The sequence below is a fragment of the Novosphingobium sp. Gsoil 351 genome, from assembly GCF_009707465.1.
In the GTDB taxonomy this organism is placed as follows: Bacteria; Pseudomonadota; Alphaproteobacteria; order Sphingomonadales; family Sphingomonadaceae; genus Novosphingobium.
This window is the reverse complement of record NZ_CP046120.1, coordinates 319,856-335,735: the sequence shown is the minus strand read 5'-3', so window position 1 is coordinate 335,735 and position 15,880 is coordinate 319,856. Positions and strand designations below refer to the sequence as shown.

Annotated in this window: 12 protein-coding genes, 2 tRNA genes and 1 pseudogene; 8 read left to right on the top strand and 7 right to left on the bottom strand. The window is 67.1% G+C overall.

Going from position 1 to position 15,880, the window contains the following annotated elements:
* Positions 1-162 precede the first annotated feature (162 nt).
* Positions 163-237: transfer RNA gene (locus GKE62_RS01635), tRNA-Asn, on the bottom strand.
* Positions 238-313: 76 nt separating this feature from the next.
* The gene (locus tag GKE62_RS01630; protein ID WP_154690727.1) at positions 314-1,093 is read right to left on the bottom strand and encodes an NAD kinase; all 780 of its coding nucleotides are present in this window, start codon (positions 1,091-1,093) and stop codon (positions 314-316) included.
* Between the two features lie 156 nt (positions 1,094-1,249).
* On the opposite strand from GKE62_RS01630, the gene GKE62_RS01625 reads away from it, so the two are divergent.
* The gene (locus GKE62_RS01625) at positions 1,250-2,566 is read left to right on the top strand and encodes a GGDEF domain-containing phosphodiesterase (RefSeq protein WP_154690726.1); all 1,317 of its coding nucleotides are present in this window, start codon (positions 1,250-1,252) and stop codon (positions 2,564-2,566) included.
* Between the two features lie 111 nt (positions 2,567-2,677).
* Here GKE62_RS01625 and mfd read toward each other — a convergent pair whose 3' ends face one another.
* Both mfd and GKE62_RS01615 read right to left on the bottom strand, forming a co-directional pair.
* Positions 2,678-6,160 (bottom strand): transcription-repair coupling factor, encoded by a 3,483-nt coding sequence (gene mfd, locus GKE62_RS01620; RefSeq protein WP_154690725.1) that lies wholly within the window; start codon positions 6,158-6,160, stop codon positions 2,678-2,680.
* A 29-nt stretch (positions 6,161-6,189) separates the two neighbouring features.
* On the bottom strand, positions 6,190-6,456 hold the full coding sequence (locus GKE62_RS01615; RefSeq protein ID WP_154690724.1) for a succinate dehydrogenase assembly factor 2: 267 nt from the start codon (positions 6,454-6,456) through the stop codon (positions 6,190-6,192).
* 50 nt (positions 6,457-6,506) lie between these two features.
* Here GKE62_RS01615 and recG point away from each other — a divergent pair, with 50 nt between their 5' ends.
* Positions 6,507-8,564 (top strand): ATP-dependent DNA helicase RecG, encoded by a 2,058-nt coding sequence (gene recG / locus GKE62_RS01610; RefSeq protein WP_154690723.1) that lies wholly within the window; start codon positions 6,507-6,509, stop codon positions 8,562-8,564.
* On the opposite strand, the gene GKE62_RS01605 is transcribed toward recG, so the two are convergent.
* From GKE62_RS01605 to GKE62_RS01595, 3 genes are all read right to left on the bottom strand, one after another.
* A complete protein-coding gene (locus tag GKE62_RS01605) occupies positions 8,561-9,076 on the bottom strand; it encodes a hemerythrin domain-containing protein (RefSeq protein ID WP_154690722.1) in 516 nt (171 codons plus the stop codon). The genes recG and GKE62_RS01605 overlap by 4 nt on opposite strands.
* Positions 9,077-9,150: 74 nt before the next feature.
* The gene (locus GKE62_RS01600) at positions 9,151-9,660 is read right to left on the bottom strand and encodes a hemerythrin domain-containing protein (RefSeq protein WP_154690721.1); all 510 of its coding nucleotides are present in this window, start codon (positions 9,658-9,660) and stop codon (positions 9,151-9,153) included.
* Between the two features lie 85 nt (positions 9,661-9,745).
* Positions 9,746-9,822 (bottom strand) — tRNA-Pro (locus tag GKE62_RS01595).
* Positions 9,823-9,933: 111 nt separating this feature from the next.
* Here GKE62_RS01595 and thyA point away from each other — a divergent pair.
* The 6 genes and pseudogenes from thyA to GKE62_RS01565 all read left to right on the top strand — a co-directional run bounded on the left by thyA (position 9,934) and on the right by GKE62_RS01565 (position 15,805).
* Positions 9,934-10,890 carry a thymidylate synthase gene (gene thyA, locus GKE62_RS01590; RefSeq protein ID WP_154690720.1) on the top strand — a complete coding sequence of 319 codons (957 nt, stop codon included), beginning with the start codon at positions 9,934-9,936 and terminating at the stop codon, positions 10,888-10,890.
* A gap of 127 nt (positions 10,891-11,017) precedes the next feature.
* Complete coding sequence (locus GKE62_RS01585) at positions 11,018-12,313, top strand: 3-methyl-2-oxobutanoate dehydrogenase (2-methylpropanoyl-transferring) subunit alpha (RefSeq protein ID WP_154690719.1); 1,296 nt, start codon at positions 11,018-11,020, stop codon at positions 12,311-12,313.
* 2 nt (positions 12,314-12,315) lie between these two features.
* Positions 12,316-13,368 carry an alpha-ketoacid dehydrogenase subunit beta gene (locus GKE62_RS01580; RefSeq protein ID WP_154693497.1) on the top strand — a complete coding sequence of 351 codons (1,053 nt, stop codon included), beginning with the start codon at positions 12,316-12,318 and terminating at the stop codon, positions 13,366-13,368.
* Between the two features lie 3 nt (positions 13,369-13,371).
* Positions 13,372-14,720 (top strand): annotated as a pseudogene (locus GKE62_RS01575) (dihydrolipoamide acetyltransferase family protein).
* Positions 14,721-14,750: 30 nt separating this feature from the next.
* Complete coding sequence (locus tag GKE62_RS01570; protein ID WP_154690718.1) at positions 14,751-15,233, top strand: DUF1801 domain-containing protein; 483 nt, start codon at positions 14,751-14,753, stop codon at positions 15,231-15,233.
* Positions 15,230-15,805, top strand: a complete 576-nt coding sequence (locus tag GKE62_RS01565) for a YdeI family protein (RefSeq protein WP_154690717.1) — start codon at positions 15,230-15,232, stop codon at positions 15,803-15,805. Before GKE62_RS01570 ends, GKE62_RS01565 begins: the two co-directional genes overlap by 4 nt.
* Positions 15,806-15,880: the final 75 nt, after the last annotated feature.

Below are 15,880 nucleotides of genomic sequence, written 5' to 3'. Positions count from 1 at the left end.
AAGCTTGCTATCGGGAAGGGGTCAGCTCCGTCGAGGGATCTTGCCTCGTCCTTTCAGTTCGGAAGGGCCTGGCGATCAGCTCGCTACGTGGGATCAAGTGTGGGAACGCGACAAGTTGATGCGGTCAAATACGCGACTTTCCAACTGCTTAGTGAAGGAAAGTGGCTCCCCGAGTTGGATTCGAACCAACGACCAAGTGATTAACAGTCACCTACTCTACCGCTGAGCTATCGGGGAACAGGCCGGACACCGCCCGGCAGGAGCGCGCCTATACCAGTGCGCGCGGGTTTGGCAAGGGTGCCGAGACGGAGTGTTACACCTGGAACTGCTCAGTGACGATGCGGTCGTCCAGGCTGTGGCCGCGATCGAACAGCAGGGTAAGCCGCTGGTCGAGTGCGATCGCGATGCTGACTTCGGCGATGTCGCGCAGTTCCTTCTGATCCGCGACCACCGAAACCGGGCGCTTGTCGGGCTCGAGCACGCGAAAGCCGATCCGCGACGAATCCGGCAGGATCGCCCCGCGCCACCGGCGCGGGCGAAACGGGCTGATCGGGGTAAGCGCAAGCATCGCCGATCCCAGCGGCAGGATCGGCCCGTTGGCGGACAGGTTGTATGCAGTCGAGCCCGCCGGGGTCGCCACGAGCACCCCGTCGCAGGCCAGTTCCGGAATCCGCACCTTGCCGTCGACGCTGACTTCCAGTTTGGCGGTCTGGCGGGTTTCGCGCAGCAGCGAGACTTCGTTGATCGCGCAAAAACGCTGTTCGACCCCGCTGCGGGTGGTTGCGGTCATCGCCAGGGGAGCAACGGCGACGGCTTTGGCCTTGGCAACGCGATCGACGATGTCCCGGCTGCTCCTGGCCCGGTTCATCAGGAAGCCGACGGTGCCGTGGTTGAGCCCGTAAGCGGGGATCAGCGGCCCGTCGTCGAGCATGTGGTGCAGGGTTTGCAGCATGAACCCGTCGCCACCGATCACCACGACCGCGTCGGCCTCTGCCAAGGGGACCCAGGTCCCGGTCGCGGCGATGGCCGCGGCGGCCGCCTGGGCGCGCTCGGTGTCCGAAGCAAGGAGCGCCAGCCGCGCGCGATCGGGCATTGTCGGAGTTCCCTTCACCAGCGCCGCGCGGCGCCGGGGCCGTCGTTCGCCCGTTTATGAGCCAAGCCGTTGGCTGGCAACGCGTTTCGCGGCGAGCCCGAAGGGCCGCGTCGTTTCGGAACGGAATCTCAACCCCTTGGGGCCTATCGAGCACGCATGGCGAGTGCGGCCTTCGACCCCGGGGCGAGCGACGGCGACGCCCTGACCGGACTGCTGGCCGCGGCCAGCGGGCGCGAGCGGCTCGAATCGTGGGCGCGCGACGGGTTGCGGTGGCAGGCCATGCTGATCGGCCTGCAGCGCTTTCAGGCCGTCAATCGCGCATTCGGCCAGCCCGCTGGCGATGCCGCGCTGGGCGAAGTCGCCCGCCGCATCCGCACTTTCGCCGGCGACGCCTTTGCCGGCGATGCGTTTGCAGGGGAGTGGTTCGCCGCGCGGATCGATGGCAGCGCCTTCCTGCTCGCTGCGACCGGCGACTGGAGCCGCGAACGCTGGAGCTTCATGGCCGATGCCTTGGCCCAAGCCGTGGCGCGGCCGCTGGTCGTGGCGGGCGAGCGCGTGCGCCTGACGACCCGGATAGCGTTGCTGCGGGCGCTTCCCGGCGAATCCCCCAAGGGCGGGATCGACAGCCTCAGTCACGCCCTTGCCGAGGCCCAGTCCCAGCCCGCACAGCGGCTGATCTGGGCCGACGGCACCCGCATGCCGCGCGGCCGGAGCGGCGCCGCGCTCGAGGGCGACCTGATGCGCGCGCTGGGACGGGGCGAAATCGCGGTGCTGTTCCAGCCGCAGTTCGGTCTTGCAAATGGACGCCCGACCGGGGCCGAGGCGCTCGCGCGATGGGATCACCCGGCGCTGGGCCGGATCGGCGCAGAAACATTGTTTGCGGTCGCCGAACGCTCCGACCAAACCGCGGCGCTGGGGCGGCACATTGCCGAGCGCGCGCTATCCGCGGCCGTGCGCTGGTCACCGCAGGCCGATCTCAGGCTGTCGCTCAATCTAACCGCCGCCGAACTGGCGTCGTCGAGTTGCGTGGCCACGCTGGACGAGGTCACCGCAAGCAGCGGCTTCGATCCGCACCGGCTGACCCTGGAAGTCACCGAGCAATCGCTGCTTGTCGACCTCGATGCGGCAGCCGTTACGCTGCGCGCATTGGCTGCCCGAGGCATGCGGATCGCGCTCGACGATTTCGGCTCGGGCTTCGCCAACTTCCGTTATCTCAAGCTTTTGCCGCTCGATTACCTCAAGCTCGATCACACGCTGACCGACGACATCGCCGCCGACCCGCGTGACCGGACAATCCTGCGGGCGATCGTGGCGATGGCCAAGGCACTAGACCTCGAAGTGATCGCCGAAGGGGTCGAGAGCGAAGCGCAGCGTGCATTGCTGGCCGCTGAAGGGTGCGACTACTACCAGGGCTTCCTACGCGCTGGGCCGATGCGGGCGGATGAGTTCGATCGGTTCATCGCCGAATCCTAGAAACCACGGCGTCCGCAAATCCCGCTCATGTCGAGCGAAGTCGAGACATCGCGCCTGATGTCTCGACTTCGCTCGACATGAGCGGGGGTGCTTATGGCCAATTACGGTGGCCTAACGCCCCTTACGCGCGATCGTCGAAAGTCCCTTGGTGAGTTGCGCCAAGCCCTGCAACCGCGCGCCCGGATTGCCCCATTCGCGCTGGATCACAAGCTTGTTGTCGGGGCGCAGGCGGGCGGTGCCCTTGAGCCGTTCGACGTAGGCAACCAGCCCCAACGGGTCGGCGAAATCGTCGTTATGAAAGGTGACCAGCGCTCCTTTCGCGCCGACGTCGATCTTGGCGATATTGGCCTCCATCGCCTGGCGCTTGATCTCGATCAGCTTGAGGAGGTTGGCGGTGGCTGGGGGCAGGGGGCCGAAGCGGTCGATCATCTCGGCCGCCAGCGCCTCGACCGCGCCCTGTTCCTCGGCATCGTTCATCCGCCGGTACAGCGCCATCCGCACCGCCAGGTCGGGAACGTAATCCTCGGGGATCAGGATCGGCGCGTCGACGGTGATCTGGGGGCTCAGCCGCTCGCTGCGCCGTTCGATCGCCATGCCCCCGGCGCGCGCCTCGAGGATCGCGTCTTCGAGCATCGACTGGTAGAGTTCGTAGCCGACTTCCTTGACGTGGCCCGACTGCTCGTCGCCCAGCAGGTTGCCCGCGCCGCGCAGATCGAGATCGTGGCTGGCGAGCTGGAAGCCGGCGCCCAGGCTGTCGAGGTCGCCGATGACCTTGAGCCGCTTCTCTGCGATTTCCGACAGCACCCGGTTTTCGGGAAACGTGAGATAGGCATAGGCGCGCAGCTTGCCCCGCCCGACCCGCCCGCGCAGCTGATAGAGCTGGGCGAGGCCGAAGCGGTCCGCGCGGTGGATGACGATGGTGTTGGCGCTGGGGATGTCGAGTCCGCTTTCGACGATGGTGGTGGCCAGCAGCACCTCGTACTTGCGCTCGTAGAACGCGCCCATCCGGTCTTCGACCTCGGTCGGGCTCATCTGCCCGTGCGCGCTGACCGCCTTGATCTCGGGGACGTTGTCATGGAGCCATTGCTCGACGTCGGCCATGTCGGCGATCCGCGGGACGACGATGAAGCTCTGGCCGCCACGGTTGTGCTCGCGCAGCAGCGCCTCGCGCATCACCATGTCGTCCCACGGCATCACGTAGGTGCGCACCGCCAGGCGATCGACCGGCGGGGTCTGGATCGTCGACAGCTCGCGCAGGCCCGACATCGCCATCTGGAGCGTGCGCGGGATGGGGGTGGCGGTGAGGGTGAGGACGTGGACGTCGGCCTTGAGCTGCTTGAGCCGTTCCTTGTGGGTCACCCCGAAGCGCTGCTCCTCATCGACGATGACCAGGCCGAGATGCTTGAACTCGACCGACTTCGACAGGATCGCGTGGGTGCCGATGACGATGTCGACCTTGCCGTCCTTGAGCCCGTCCTTGGTCGCGGAGGCTTCCTTGGCCGGGACCAGGCGCGACAGGCGCCCGATCTGGAGAGGGAAGCCCGCAAAGCGCTCAACGAAGTTGGCGTAGTGCTGGCGCGCGAGGAGCGTGGTCGGCGCGACCACCGCGACCTGCTGCCCCGCCATCGCCGCGGCGAAAGCGGCGCGCAGCGCCACCTCGGTCTTGCCGAAGCCGACATCTCCGCAGACCAGCCTGTCCATCGGCTTGCCCGCGGCCAGATCGGTGAGCACCTCGTCGATGGCACGCTCCTGGTCGTCGGTTTCGTCCCAGGGAAAGCGATCGACGAACTGGGCGTAGGCGGACGGCTCGGGCTCGATCGTCACGCCTTGACGCAGCGCGCGCTTGGCCGCGGTGCGCATGAGTTCGCCCGCGATCTCGCGGATGCGCTCCTTCATCCGCGACTTGCGCCGCTGCCAAGCCTCGCCGCCGAGCCGGTCGAGCGCGACGTTCTCGCTGTCCGCGCCGTAGCGGGTCAGGACGTCGATATTCTCGACCGGGATGTAGAGCTTGTCGCCGGCGGCGTAGCTGAGCTGGACGCAATCGTGCGGGCTCTTGCCGACGGTGATCGGCGACAGCCCCTCGTAGCGGCCGATCCCGTGATCGGCATGGACCACCAGATCGCCGACGTTGAGCGCGCTCAGTTCGGCGAGGAAGGCGTCGGAGTCCTTCTTGCGCTTGCGCCGCCGAACGAGCCGGTCGCCGAGCAGGTCCTGCTCGGTCAGCAGCTCGAGCTCGGCGTTGGCGAAGCCCTGCTCGAGCGGCAGGACCAGCGCCACCGCGCGGCCCTTTGCGGCGAGGCCCAGCGCGGATTGCCAGTCCTCGGCCAGCGCAACCGCGGTCTTGCCGTCCTCGCCGATCAGCCCGGCCAGCCGCGCACGGCTACCGGTGCTGTAGGACGCGATCAGAGGTTTGCGCCCCGATCTGGCGATGGCGGTGACGTGCTTGCCCACCGCTGCATAGATGTTCTCGCCCCGCCCGCGCTCGGGGGTGAAGTCGCGCGCGCTGGTGAAGCCGAAATCGAGCACGTTCGCCGAATCGGGCTCGGCGAAGATGCTCGCGCGGTGGACCGGCCACGCGGCGAGGGTGCGCTGAAACTCGTCCTCGCCGAGATAGAGCTGCTCGGGCGGCAGCGGGCGATAGCTGGCCGCTGCGGCCTTGTCGCTGCGCGCTGTGTAGTAGTCGGAAATGTCGGACAGGCGGCTGTCGCCGGCCTTGAGCGCCGAACTGTCGATCACCGCCACGTCGCCCGCGTCGAGATGGTCGAACAGCGTGACCATCCTCTCCTCGAACAGCGGCAGCCAGTGTTCCATGCCCGCAAGGCGCCGTCCGTCGCTGACCGCCTGATACAGCGGGTCCGAGGTCGCCGCGGCGCCGAACCGCTCGCGATAACGGCCGCGGAAGCGCTTGATGCTGTCGTCGTCGACCAGCGCCTCGCTCGCGGGGAGCAGCAGGAAGCGCTCGAGCGATCCGGTCGAGCGCTGGGTGCCCGCATCGAAGGTGCGCAGCGTCTCCAGCTCGTCGCCGAAGAAATCGAGCCGCAGGCCCTGCTCCAGGCCCGAAGGGTAGATATCGAACACGCTGCCGCGCACCGCGTATTCGCCCGCATCGACCACGGTGTCGGTGCGGGTGTAGCCCTGGCGTTGGAGCAGCGCGATCAGGCTTTCGCGGCCGATCTCCATTTTAGGCGCCAGTTCGCGCACCGATTCGCGGATGCGGAACGGCGTCAGCGCGCGCTGGAGCACCGCATTGACGGTCGTCACCACCAGTTGCGCGGTCTTCGCGGGCGATTGCAGCCGGTGCAGCGCCGACAGCCGGCGGGCGCTGACCGACAGCGCCGGACTGGCCCGGTCGTAGGGCAGGCAGTCCCACGCCGGGTATTCGATCGTTTCCAGTTCGGGCGCGAAGAACACCGCCGCTTCGGCGACGCTGCGCATCCCGGCTTCGTCGGGCGCGATCCACACCGCGCGCCTGCCCCCGCTGGCATGAGCCGCCGCCCGCGCGAGATCGGCCATCACCAGCGGCGCCGCGCCCCGGGCGACCGAAGCGAGCGTCAGCGGCGTCTTGGCCGTCAGGATGCGGTTGAGATCGGGCATGGGTGAAGAGAGGCGCGGGGAACTTGCCCCTAGCGGGAAGTATCGACGTAATCGAGCCTTTGGAACGACGCCATCAGGTCTCCCGCCAAATGGGCCGGAGCATCCTGGGTTCCCATCGCCCAGCCCATCACGTCGGGGTCTTCCTCGCGCAACAGCGTTTCGAACCAGGCAAACTCGGCTTCCGCCCAGTCGCCATGGAACCGATCGAAGAAGCAGCCGCAGATATAGTCCATCTCGCGCGTGCCCCGGTGCCAGGCACGGAAGCGCAGTTTGGCGAGGCGGGCGGGGTCCGGCATCGCGTCGCGGTAGATGGACCGGGCGCGGCAAACAAGTCTAGAGCAAGGTCATGCGCCCCGATCTGCTCAACCCGCTGTTCGCCGAAGTGGCCGGGCTGAAGGGCGTCGGGCCGCAACTGGCCAAGCCGCTCGAGAAGCTGGCGCTGACCCGGGTCAAGGACCTGGCCTATCACCTGCCCGACCGCTTCGTGCAGCGCCGCGCGGTGGCGGTGTTAGACGATGCCGATGTCGGCGAGCAGATCGTGATTCCGCTGACGGCGCGCGAATACCGCGCACCGGCCGGACGCGGCCCTTTCCGCGTGATGGCCGAGGATGCGGCGGGGGACTACGTCGCGCTCACCTGGTTTGGGCGCAACGCAGGGTGGGCCAAGAAGAGCCTGCCGCTGGGCGAGAAGCGCTGGATCGCCGGAAGGCTCGACCAATTCGGCCAGACCCGCCAGATCGTCCACCCCGACCATATCTCCGACGAAGGCGCAGGATCGCTGACCGCGCTGGTCGAGCCGGTCTATCCGCTGTCCGAGGGGTTGACCCAGAGCCGGGTTCAGGGGCTGGCCCAGCAAGCGCTAGGAGTGGTGCCAGAGCTGCCGGAATGGGCCGATCCGGCGTTGCTCGCGCAGATGGGCTGGCCCGCCTGGCGCGAGGCGCTCGCGCTGGCGCATCGCGGCCATCATCCCGAAGCCCGCGACCGGCTGGCCTACGACGAGCTGTTCGCCAACCAGCTCGCGCTGATGCTGGTGCGGCGGGCGAACCGGGCGCGCGTTGGGCAGCCGCTCTCGGGCGACGGCAGCCTGCGGGCCAAGCTCGATCTGCCCTTCGCGCTGACCGGGGCGCAGCGGCGGACTATGGCCGAGATCGAGGGTGACATGGCCCAGGGCGCGCCGATGTTGCGGCTGCTGCAGGGCGATGTCGGTTCGGGCAAGACCGTGGTCGCGCTCGAGGCGATGCTGATCGCGGTCGAAGCGGGCGCGCAGGCCGCGCTACTCGCCCCGACCGAGATTCTTGCGCGCCAGCACCACGAAACGCTGCGCCGGATGCTCGCACCGTCCGGCGTCCAGATCGCGCTGCTGACCGGCCGCGACAAGGGCCGGGCGCGCGAATCGATCCTGATGGGGCTGCTCGATGGCTCGATCGCCATCTGCGTAGGCACCCACGCGATTTTTCAGGACACCGTCGCCTATCGCAATCTCGGGCTGGTGGTGATCGACGAACAGCACCGCTTCGGGGTCGGCCAGCGGCTGTTGCTGACCCAGAAGGCGCGGCGCACCCCGCATTGCCTCGCGATGACCGCCACCCCGATCCCGCGGACGCTGACTCTGGCCCAGTACGGGGAGATGGACGTCAGCCGCCTCGACGAGATGCCGCCGGGGCGTCAGGCGATCGACACGCGGGTGGTCGCGGTCGAGCGGATGGCGGAGGTGATCGACGGGGTTGGGCGACACCTCGCAAACGGTCAGCAGGCCTATTGGGTGTGCCCGATGGTGCGCGAAAGCGAAAGCGACGACACCGCCGCCGCTGAGGCCCGCCATGCCGCGCTCAGACAGCGCTTCGGGGACGATGTCGTTCTGGTTCACGGTCAGCTTCGGCCCGAGATCAAGGACGCGGCGATGGAGGCGTTCGCCAGTGGTGAGAAGAAGCTGCTGGTCGCCACGACCGTGATCGAGGTCGGGGTCGACGTCCCCGACGCGACGCTGATGGTGGTCGAGCAGGCCGAGCGCTTCGGCCTCGCCCAGCTTCACCAATTACGCGGACGGGTCGGGCGGGGCGCGGCCAAATCGACCTGCCTGTTGCTGCGCGGCGAAGCGTTGAGCGAGGCCGGGCGCGAGCGGTTGGCGTTGCTGCGCCAGACGCAGGACGGTTTCCTGCTCGCCGAGGAGGACCTGCGCCTGCGCGGCGGAGGCGAACTGCTCGGCACGCGGCAATCGGGCGACACCCCGTTCCGCGTCGCCGACGCCGATCAGTTGCAGCGCCTGCTGCCGATCGCCCACGACGATGCGCGGCTGCTGATCGAACGCGACGGCGGGCTGGACCACCCGCGAGGCCAGGCGGCGCGCACGCTGCTCTACCTGTTCGAGCGCGACTATGGGGTGCAGTTGCTGCGGGGGGGCTAAGCCTCGCTCTTGGCGGGCTCGGCGAAATTCATCTCCGAGATGGGAAGATCGCCATCCTTGAGTTCGGCCTTCAGATCCTTCTCGCGGGCGGCCATCTTTTTCAGCATCGCAACCAGGTCGAGGTCGGACTTGCGCGCCTGCGCGAACACTCCGCCGCGCTCTTCCTCTTCCTTATGGTGGTGGGTCATCTGTTCGCCGAGCACCTGGAGCTTGGCGGCGAAGCTGTCCTTGTCGGTCTTCGGCGAAAGCACGTCATTGATCAGCAGCTTGCCGGTGTCGTGCTCGACCAGGCCCTCGGTCAGCTTGTCGTCTTCACCCTCGGGCACCTTGCGCAGCGCGGGGTAGAGGTACTCTTCCTCCAGCGCCATGTGGATCTTGATCAGGTTGGCGACCTGGACGCCCAGCTTGCGCGTTTGGGCGGGGGTCGCATCCTTGAGCTGCTTGAAGATCGCCTCGACCTTGTCGTGGTCGTCCTTAAGCTTGGAGATCGCGTCGTCGTGAAAAAGCGGCATGATCCGGTCCCGTCCTGTGAGGTCATCGGCTCAATGCGCCGCGACCCCACAGGTTCCGCCCGGATTGCGCTGGTTCAGGCGGGTTCGAGCCTCACCGCGGTGAGCGTCGCGGGCGGCAGGCCGCCGTTCTTGGCCAGCGCGGTCAGCTCTTGCTTGCGCGCCAGCAACTGATCGCGCAGCGCCACCAGATCAACTCCGGCTTCGCGCGCCTGGGCGAACATGCCTTCGCTGGGCATCTCTTCTTCCTTGACGTGGTGCTTGATCTCTTCGGACAGCACCTTGACCTTGGCCTCGTAGTACTGGTCGTCGGGGCTGCCGGCCATGATGTCGTTGATCAGCACTTTCGCGCCGTCGTGCTCGACATACGCCTCGTCGAGCGTGTCGTCGTCGATCTTGCCTTGCAGCGCGGGGTAGAAAATCTCTTCCTCGATCGTCGCGTGGATTTTCAGTTCGGTGCAGATTTGCTCGGCGATCGCCTGCTTCTTTCCCGCGCCGGCGCTCTCGAACGCCTCGAACAAGTCCTCGACCTTACGGTGGTCCGCCTTGAGCAGCGCGATCGCGTCGGTGAATTCTTCGGTGGCCATGACCCATGCTCCTGAATCGGGATGAATTTCCCGTTGGAGCTTAAAGCCGGAGGCACGCGGTGCGTTCCGCGCGATGTGAAGAAAATGGTCGGGGAAAGAGGATTCGAACCTCCGGCCCCTGCCTCCCGAAGACAGTGCTCTACCAGGCTGAGCTATTCCCCGACCGATGCTGGTGACCCCGGTCCGAGAACCTGGGCCGCCGAGGCAGGAGCGGGCCTATAGTCGCGGGTGCGCGGGGTGGCAAGCGGACGTTTGGCCGTCTAGCGTGAGGCCATGGCCACCGCCCCCGCGATCCGAGTCGAAGCCGCATCCGCGCACCCCGAATGGCAGTACCTCGAGCTTATGCGCCGCATCTGGGAGGCGGGTGACGAGCGTGTCGATCGCACCGGGGTGGGAACGCGATCGGTATTCGGGGCGACGCTGCGGTTCGATCTGGCGGACGGGCTGGTGCCGCTTCTGACCACCAAGCGAGTCTATTGGAAGACCGCGACGCGCGAGTTTCTGTGGTTCCTGACCGGCGATACCAACATCCGGTCGCTATGCACGCAGGGCGTGGAAATCTGGACCGACTGGCCGCTGGATCGCTATCGCAAGGCGACCGGCAGCGACATTTCGCGCGCCGATTTCTCGCGGCGGATCGTCGAGGACGCCGCGTTCGCCGCCCAATGGGGTGATCTCGGGCCGGTCTACGGCAAGCAATGGGTCGATTGGGCGACTTACGAGCCGGTGGGCGACGGCGTGTTTCGTCCGGGGCCGGGGATCAACCAGGTCGCCCAGGTGGTCGAAAGCCTGCGGACCAACCCTGGCAGCCGACGGCACATCGTCGAAGGCTGGAACGTTGCCGAACTCGAGGCGATGGCGCTGCCGCCATGCCACAAGACCTATCAGTTCCATGTCGCGGACGGAAAACTGAATGGCTTGCTCTACCAGCGCAGTTGCGATGTCGCGTTGGGGCTGCCGTTCAACCTGTGGAGTGCGGCGCTGTTCGTGCGGATGCTGGCGCAGCAGTGCGATCTGGAGCCGGGCGAGCTGGTATGGATGGGCGGCGACGTCCACCTCTATCTCAACCACGCCGCGCTGGTGGAGGAGCAGCTTTCACGCGCGCCGTCGGGTGAGCCTCGGCTCGCCATCGTGCGGCGTCCGGCCTCTATGTTCGACTATCGGATCGAGGATTTCGAGGTCTCCGGCTATCATCCCGCCGCGTCCATTTCCGCGCCGATCGCGGTCTAGGACGCTGGCGTTGACTCACTCACATGCGCGTAATAAAATGTCGCGCAGTTAAAACATTGCTTCTGCGGAACGTGAGCCCCTGGTGCGCCGTTCTGCAAGGCGGGAGAGATGGCATGCGAGGCGCGGCATGAGTGGCACCGGGCGGGACAACCTGCCGAAGCTCGCGCTCCACGTGCCCGAGCCCAAGTATCGGCCCGGCGATGTGGTCGACTATTCCGATCTCGCGATCAGCCGCGCCGGCGCACAGCCGCGTCCCGACGAGAACGCCGCCGCCAGCGACACCCATCCGCTGTGCCTCGATCTCATCCGCGTGCTCGGCGACGATCATCGCGCGACCGGGCCGTGGGACCCCAAGCTCGACGCGCAGACCTTGCGCCGGATGCTGCGGACGATGGCGCTGACCCGCGCCTTCGACGAGCGGATGTACCGCGGCCAGCGCCAGGGCAAGACCAGCTTCTACATGAAGTGCACCGGCGAGGAGGCGACATCGGTCGCTGCTTCGATGGCGCTGGCGAGCGACGACATGGTCTTCCCCAGCTATCGCCAGCAGGGCATCCTGATCGCGCGGGGCTATCCGTTGCTCGAGATGATCAACCAGATCTATTCGAACCGCGCCGACAAGCTCAAGGGCCGCCAGTTGCCGATCATGTATTGCAGCAAGGCGCACAGCTTTTTCACGATCAGTGGTAACCTCGCCACGCAACTCCCTCAGGCAACTGGCTTTGCTATGGCCAGCGCGATCAAGGGCGACAGCCGGATCGCCGCCGCCTGGGTGGGCGAGGGCAGCACCGCCGAGGGCGATTATCACGCCGCGCTCACCTTCGCCGCGGTCTACAACGCCCCGGTGATCTTCAACGTGGTGAACAACCAGTGGGCGATCAGCAGCTTCTCGGGCTTTGCCGGGGGTGAGCGCACGACCTTCGCCGCGCGCGCGATCGGCTATGGCATCGCCGGCCTCAGGGTCGACGGCAACGACGCGCTGGCCGTCTATGCGGCCGAGCAATGGGCGGCCAACCGCGCCCGCGCCAACCTGGGCCCGACGCTGATCGAGCACTTCACCTATCGCGCCGAGGGCCATTCGACTTCGGACGACCCCGGCCAGTACCGTTCGGCGCAGGAGCGAGAGGAGTGGCCGCTGGGCGACCCGATCAACCGGCTCAAGTGCCATCTGATCGAACTCGGCGAATGGTCCGAGGAGCAGCAGGAGGCGATGGACCGCGAGCATATCGACGCGGTCAAGGCGGCGACCAAGGAGGCCGAGAAGAACGGCATCCTCGGCCACGGCCTCCATCACCCGTTTCATACCATGTTCGAAGACGTGTTCGAGGAGCTGCCCTGGCATCTCGAGGAGCAGGCTGCGCAGGCGATCCGCGAGCGGGCGATCAAGTGGCCGGAGCCCTCGTCTAAAGGGGCGGCCGTATGACCATGCTCGAGGAAGCCCCCGTCAGCCTCGCCGACGCGCCCGTGCGCCGCCTCAACATGATCGAGGCGATCAACGACGCGCTCGACATCATGCTCAGCCACGATCCCAACGTGGTGATCATGGGCGAGGACGTCGGCTATTTCGGCGGGGTGTTCCGCGCGACCGCGGGCCTGCAGAAGAAGCACGGCAGGAACCGCGTGTTCGACACCCCGATCAGCGAATGCGGGATCATCGGCGCCGCGGTCGGCATGGGCGCCTACGGCCTGCGTCCGGTGCCCGAGATCCAGTTCGCCGACTACATCTATCCCGGGCTCGACCAGTTGATCAGCGAGGCGGCGCGGCTGCGCTATCGCTCGGCGGGCGAGTTCATCGCGCCGATGACCGTGCGCAGCCCGTTCGGCGGGGGCATCTTCGGCGGCCAGACGCACAGCCAGAGCCCAGAGGCGCTGTTCACCCACGTTGCGGGCCTGAAGACCGTCATCCCCAGCACGCCGCACGACGCCAAGGGCCTGCTGATCGCGGCGATCGAGGACAACGATCCGGTGATCTTCTTCGAGCCCAAGCGGATCTACAACGGCCCGTTCAACGGCTTTTACGACAAGCCGGTCGAACCGTGGGCGAAGCACCCCGACAGCGCGGTGCCCGAGGGGTATTACTCGATACCCCTGGGCAAGGCCCGGATCGTGCGAAGCGGCGAGGCCTTCACCGTGCTTGCCTATGGGACGATGGTCCACGTCGCCGAGGCGGTGTGCCGCGAGAAGGGCGTCGACGCCGAGATCATCGACTTGCGCACGCTCGTCCCGCTCGACATCGAGGCGATCGAGGCTTCGGTCGCCAAGACCGGGCGCTGCCTGATCGTCCACGAGGCGACGCGCACCAGCGGCTTCGGCGCCGAACTCTCCGCGCTCGTCCAGGAGCGCTGCTTCTATCATCTCGAAGCCCCGATCGAACGCGTCACCGGGTTCGACACGCCCTATCCGCACAGCCTCGAATGGGCCTATTTCCCCGGTCCCGTCCGCATCGGCGAGGCGATCGACAAATTGCTGAAAGCCTGAGCCATGGGTAGATACACGTTTCGCCTGCCCGACATCGGTGAGGGCATCGCCGAGGCCGAGATCGTCGCCTGGCACGTCAAGGTCGGCGATCGGATCGAGGAAGACGCGCGCGTCGCCGACATGATGACCGACAAGGCCACGGTCGAGATGGAAAGTCCGGTCTCGGGCACCGTGGTCGAAGTGGCGGGCGAGGTCGGCGACGTGATCCCGATCGGTTCGGCGCTGGTTGTGATCGAGATCGAGGGTGAGGGCGCTGAGGATACGCCAGCCGAGGCGGTGGCCGAGCGGATCGAGGCGGAAACGCCTGCGCCGGCTTCACCACCACCACCACCACCACCACCACCACCACCACCGCCCCCGGTCGTGTCGAGCGAAGTCGCGACACCGCGCGTCACGCCAGCGCCAGAACCCAAACCGCAGCCCGAAACGCAACGCGTCTCGACTTCGCTCGATACGAGCGGGAAGGGGGCAAGGTCTTGGCCTCCCCCGCGGTCCGCGCCCGCGCGCAGGAGCTCGGCGTCAGCCTCTCCGAAGTCCGCCCCGCCGAGGACGGCCGCGTGCGCCATGCCGATCTCGACGCGTTCCTGTCCTACAACGCCGGCGGCGGGTTCCGCGCCGCCGGAACCAGGGGCCAGGACCAGCAGGTCAAGGTCATCGGCCTGCGCCGCCGCATCGCCGAGAACATGGCAGCCTCGAAGCGCAATATCCCGCACTTCTCCTATGTCGAGGAGTGCGACGTCACCGCGCTGGAAGTCATGCGCGCCCAGCTCAATTCGGGGCGCGGCGGCGCTGACGATTCTCGGCCAAAGCTCACCATGCTGCCACTGCTGATCGCCGCGATCTGCCGCACGCTGCCCGATTTTCCCATGCTCAACGCCCGCTACGACGACGAGGCGGGGGTGGTGACCCGCCATGGCGCGGTCCACCTGGGGATGGCGACGCAGACCGACGCGGGCCTGATGGTGCCGGTGATCCGCGACGCCCAGGACAAGAACATCTGGCAACTCGCGCGCGAGATCGTCCGGCTTGCCCAGGCGGCGCGCGACGGCACCGCCAAGAGCGACGAGCTGTCGGGCTCGACGCTGACCGTCACCTCGCTCGGCCCGCTCGGCGGCGTGGCCACCACCCCGGTCATCAACCGCCCGGAGGTGGCGATCATCGGCCCCAACCGGATCGTCGAACGCCCGATGTTCGTTCCAGACGGCATGGGCGGCGAGCGGATCGAAAAGCGCAAGCTGATGAACATCTCGATCAGCTGCGACCACCGCGTGGTCGATGGCTGGGACGCGGCCAGCTTCGTCCAGGCGCTCAAGCGGCTGATCGAGACGCCGGTGCTGCTGCTGAGCGACTGAAGGGCGCACGGCGACAGGAGGAGGATACGCGTGTCCGATGCCGAGGCCCAGCTCGCCGAAGTCCAACTTGACGGTTTCATCGCCAAGTTCGACCCTGCCAACCAGGCTTTGATCCGCGACGTCCGCGCCGCGCTGAAATCGCGTTTCCCGACGGGCTTCGAGCTTGTCTGGGACAACTACAACTTCCTGGTCATCGCCACTTGCACGAGCGAGCGGCCTTCGGACGCGATCGTTTCGCTGGCGGCGGGCGCAAACGGGGTCGGGCTTTCATTCTATCGCGGTGCCGAGCTCGACGATCCCGCAGGCGTGCTGCTGGGCGAGGGCGTCCAGAACCGCTTCATCCGCCTGCCCGATGCCTCGGTCCTTGCCCGTCCGGAAGTCGCCGCGCTGATCGACCAGGCTGCCGAGAAAACACGCATACCCTTGCCCGCAAACGGGACGGGCAAGCTGATAATCCGCTCTATTTCGGCAAAGCAGCGCCCGCGCCGCTATGATCAGGGAGCACGACGATGACCACCGATCCCCGCATCGACGCCTATATCGCCAAGGCCGCGCCGTTCGCCCAGCCGATCCTGAAGCATCTGCGCGCGCTTGTCGCCCAGGCGCTTCCCAACGCCGAAGAGACCATAAAATGGTCGATGCCGCACTGGACGTCGGGCGGCAAGAACGTGGTCGGAATGGCGGCGTTCAAGGCGCACTGCGCGTTCGTCATCCACGGCGACGGCCGCCAGGGTGACGCGATGGGCCAATACGGCAAGATCTCGACGTTGGCCGATCTGCCCGCCGAAGCGGACCTGATCGCCAAGCTCCACGACGCGCGCGATCGCCTGGCGGCGGGACAGCCCAAGAAGGCCAAGGCGCCGCCCAAGCCGGAGATTCCGATGCCGGACGATTTCGGACGGGCGCTCGCGGGCGAGGGTGCGGCGAGCGCCAACTTCGCAGGCTTCGCGCCGTCGCAGCGCCGCGACTATCTCGAGTGGATCACCACCGCCAAGGCCGAGGCGACGCGCGCCAAGCGGATCGCTCAGGCGGTGGAATGGATCGCCGAAGGCAAGAAGCGCAACTGGAAGTACGAGAATTGCTGAAACACAAGCCCTCTCCCGTTGACCCTTCGGGTCAGCTTCGCTTCCAGGGGAGAGGGGGCTGCGAGCGACCTGCCC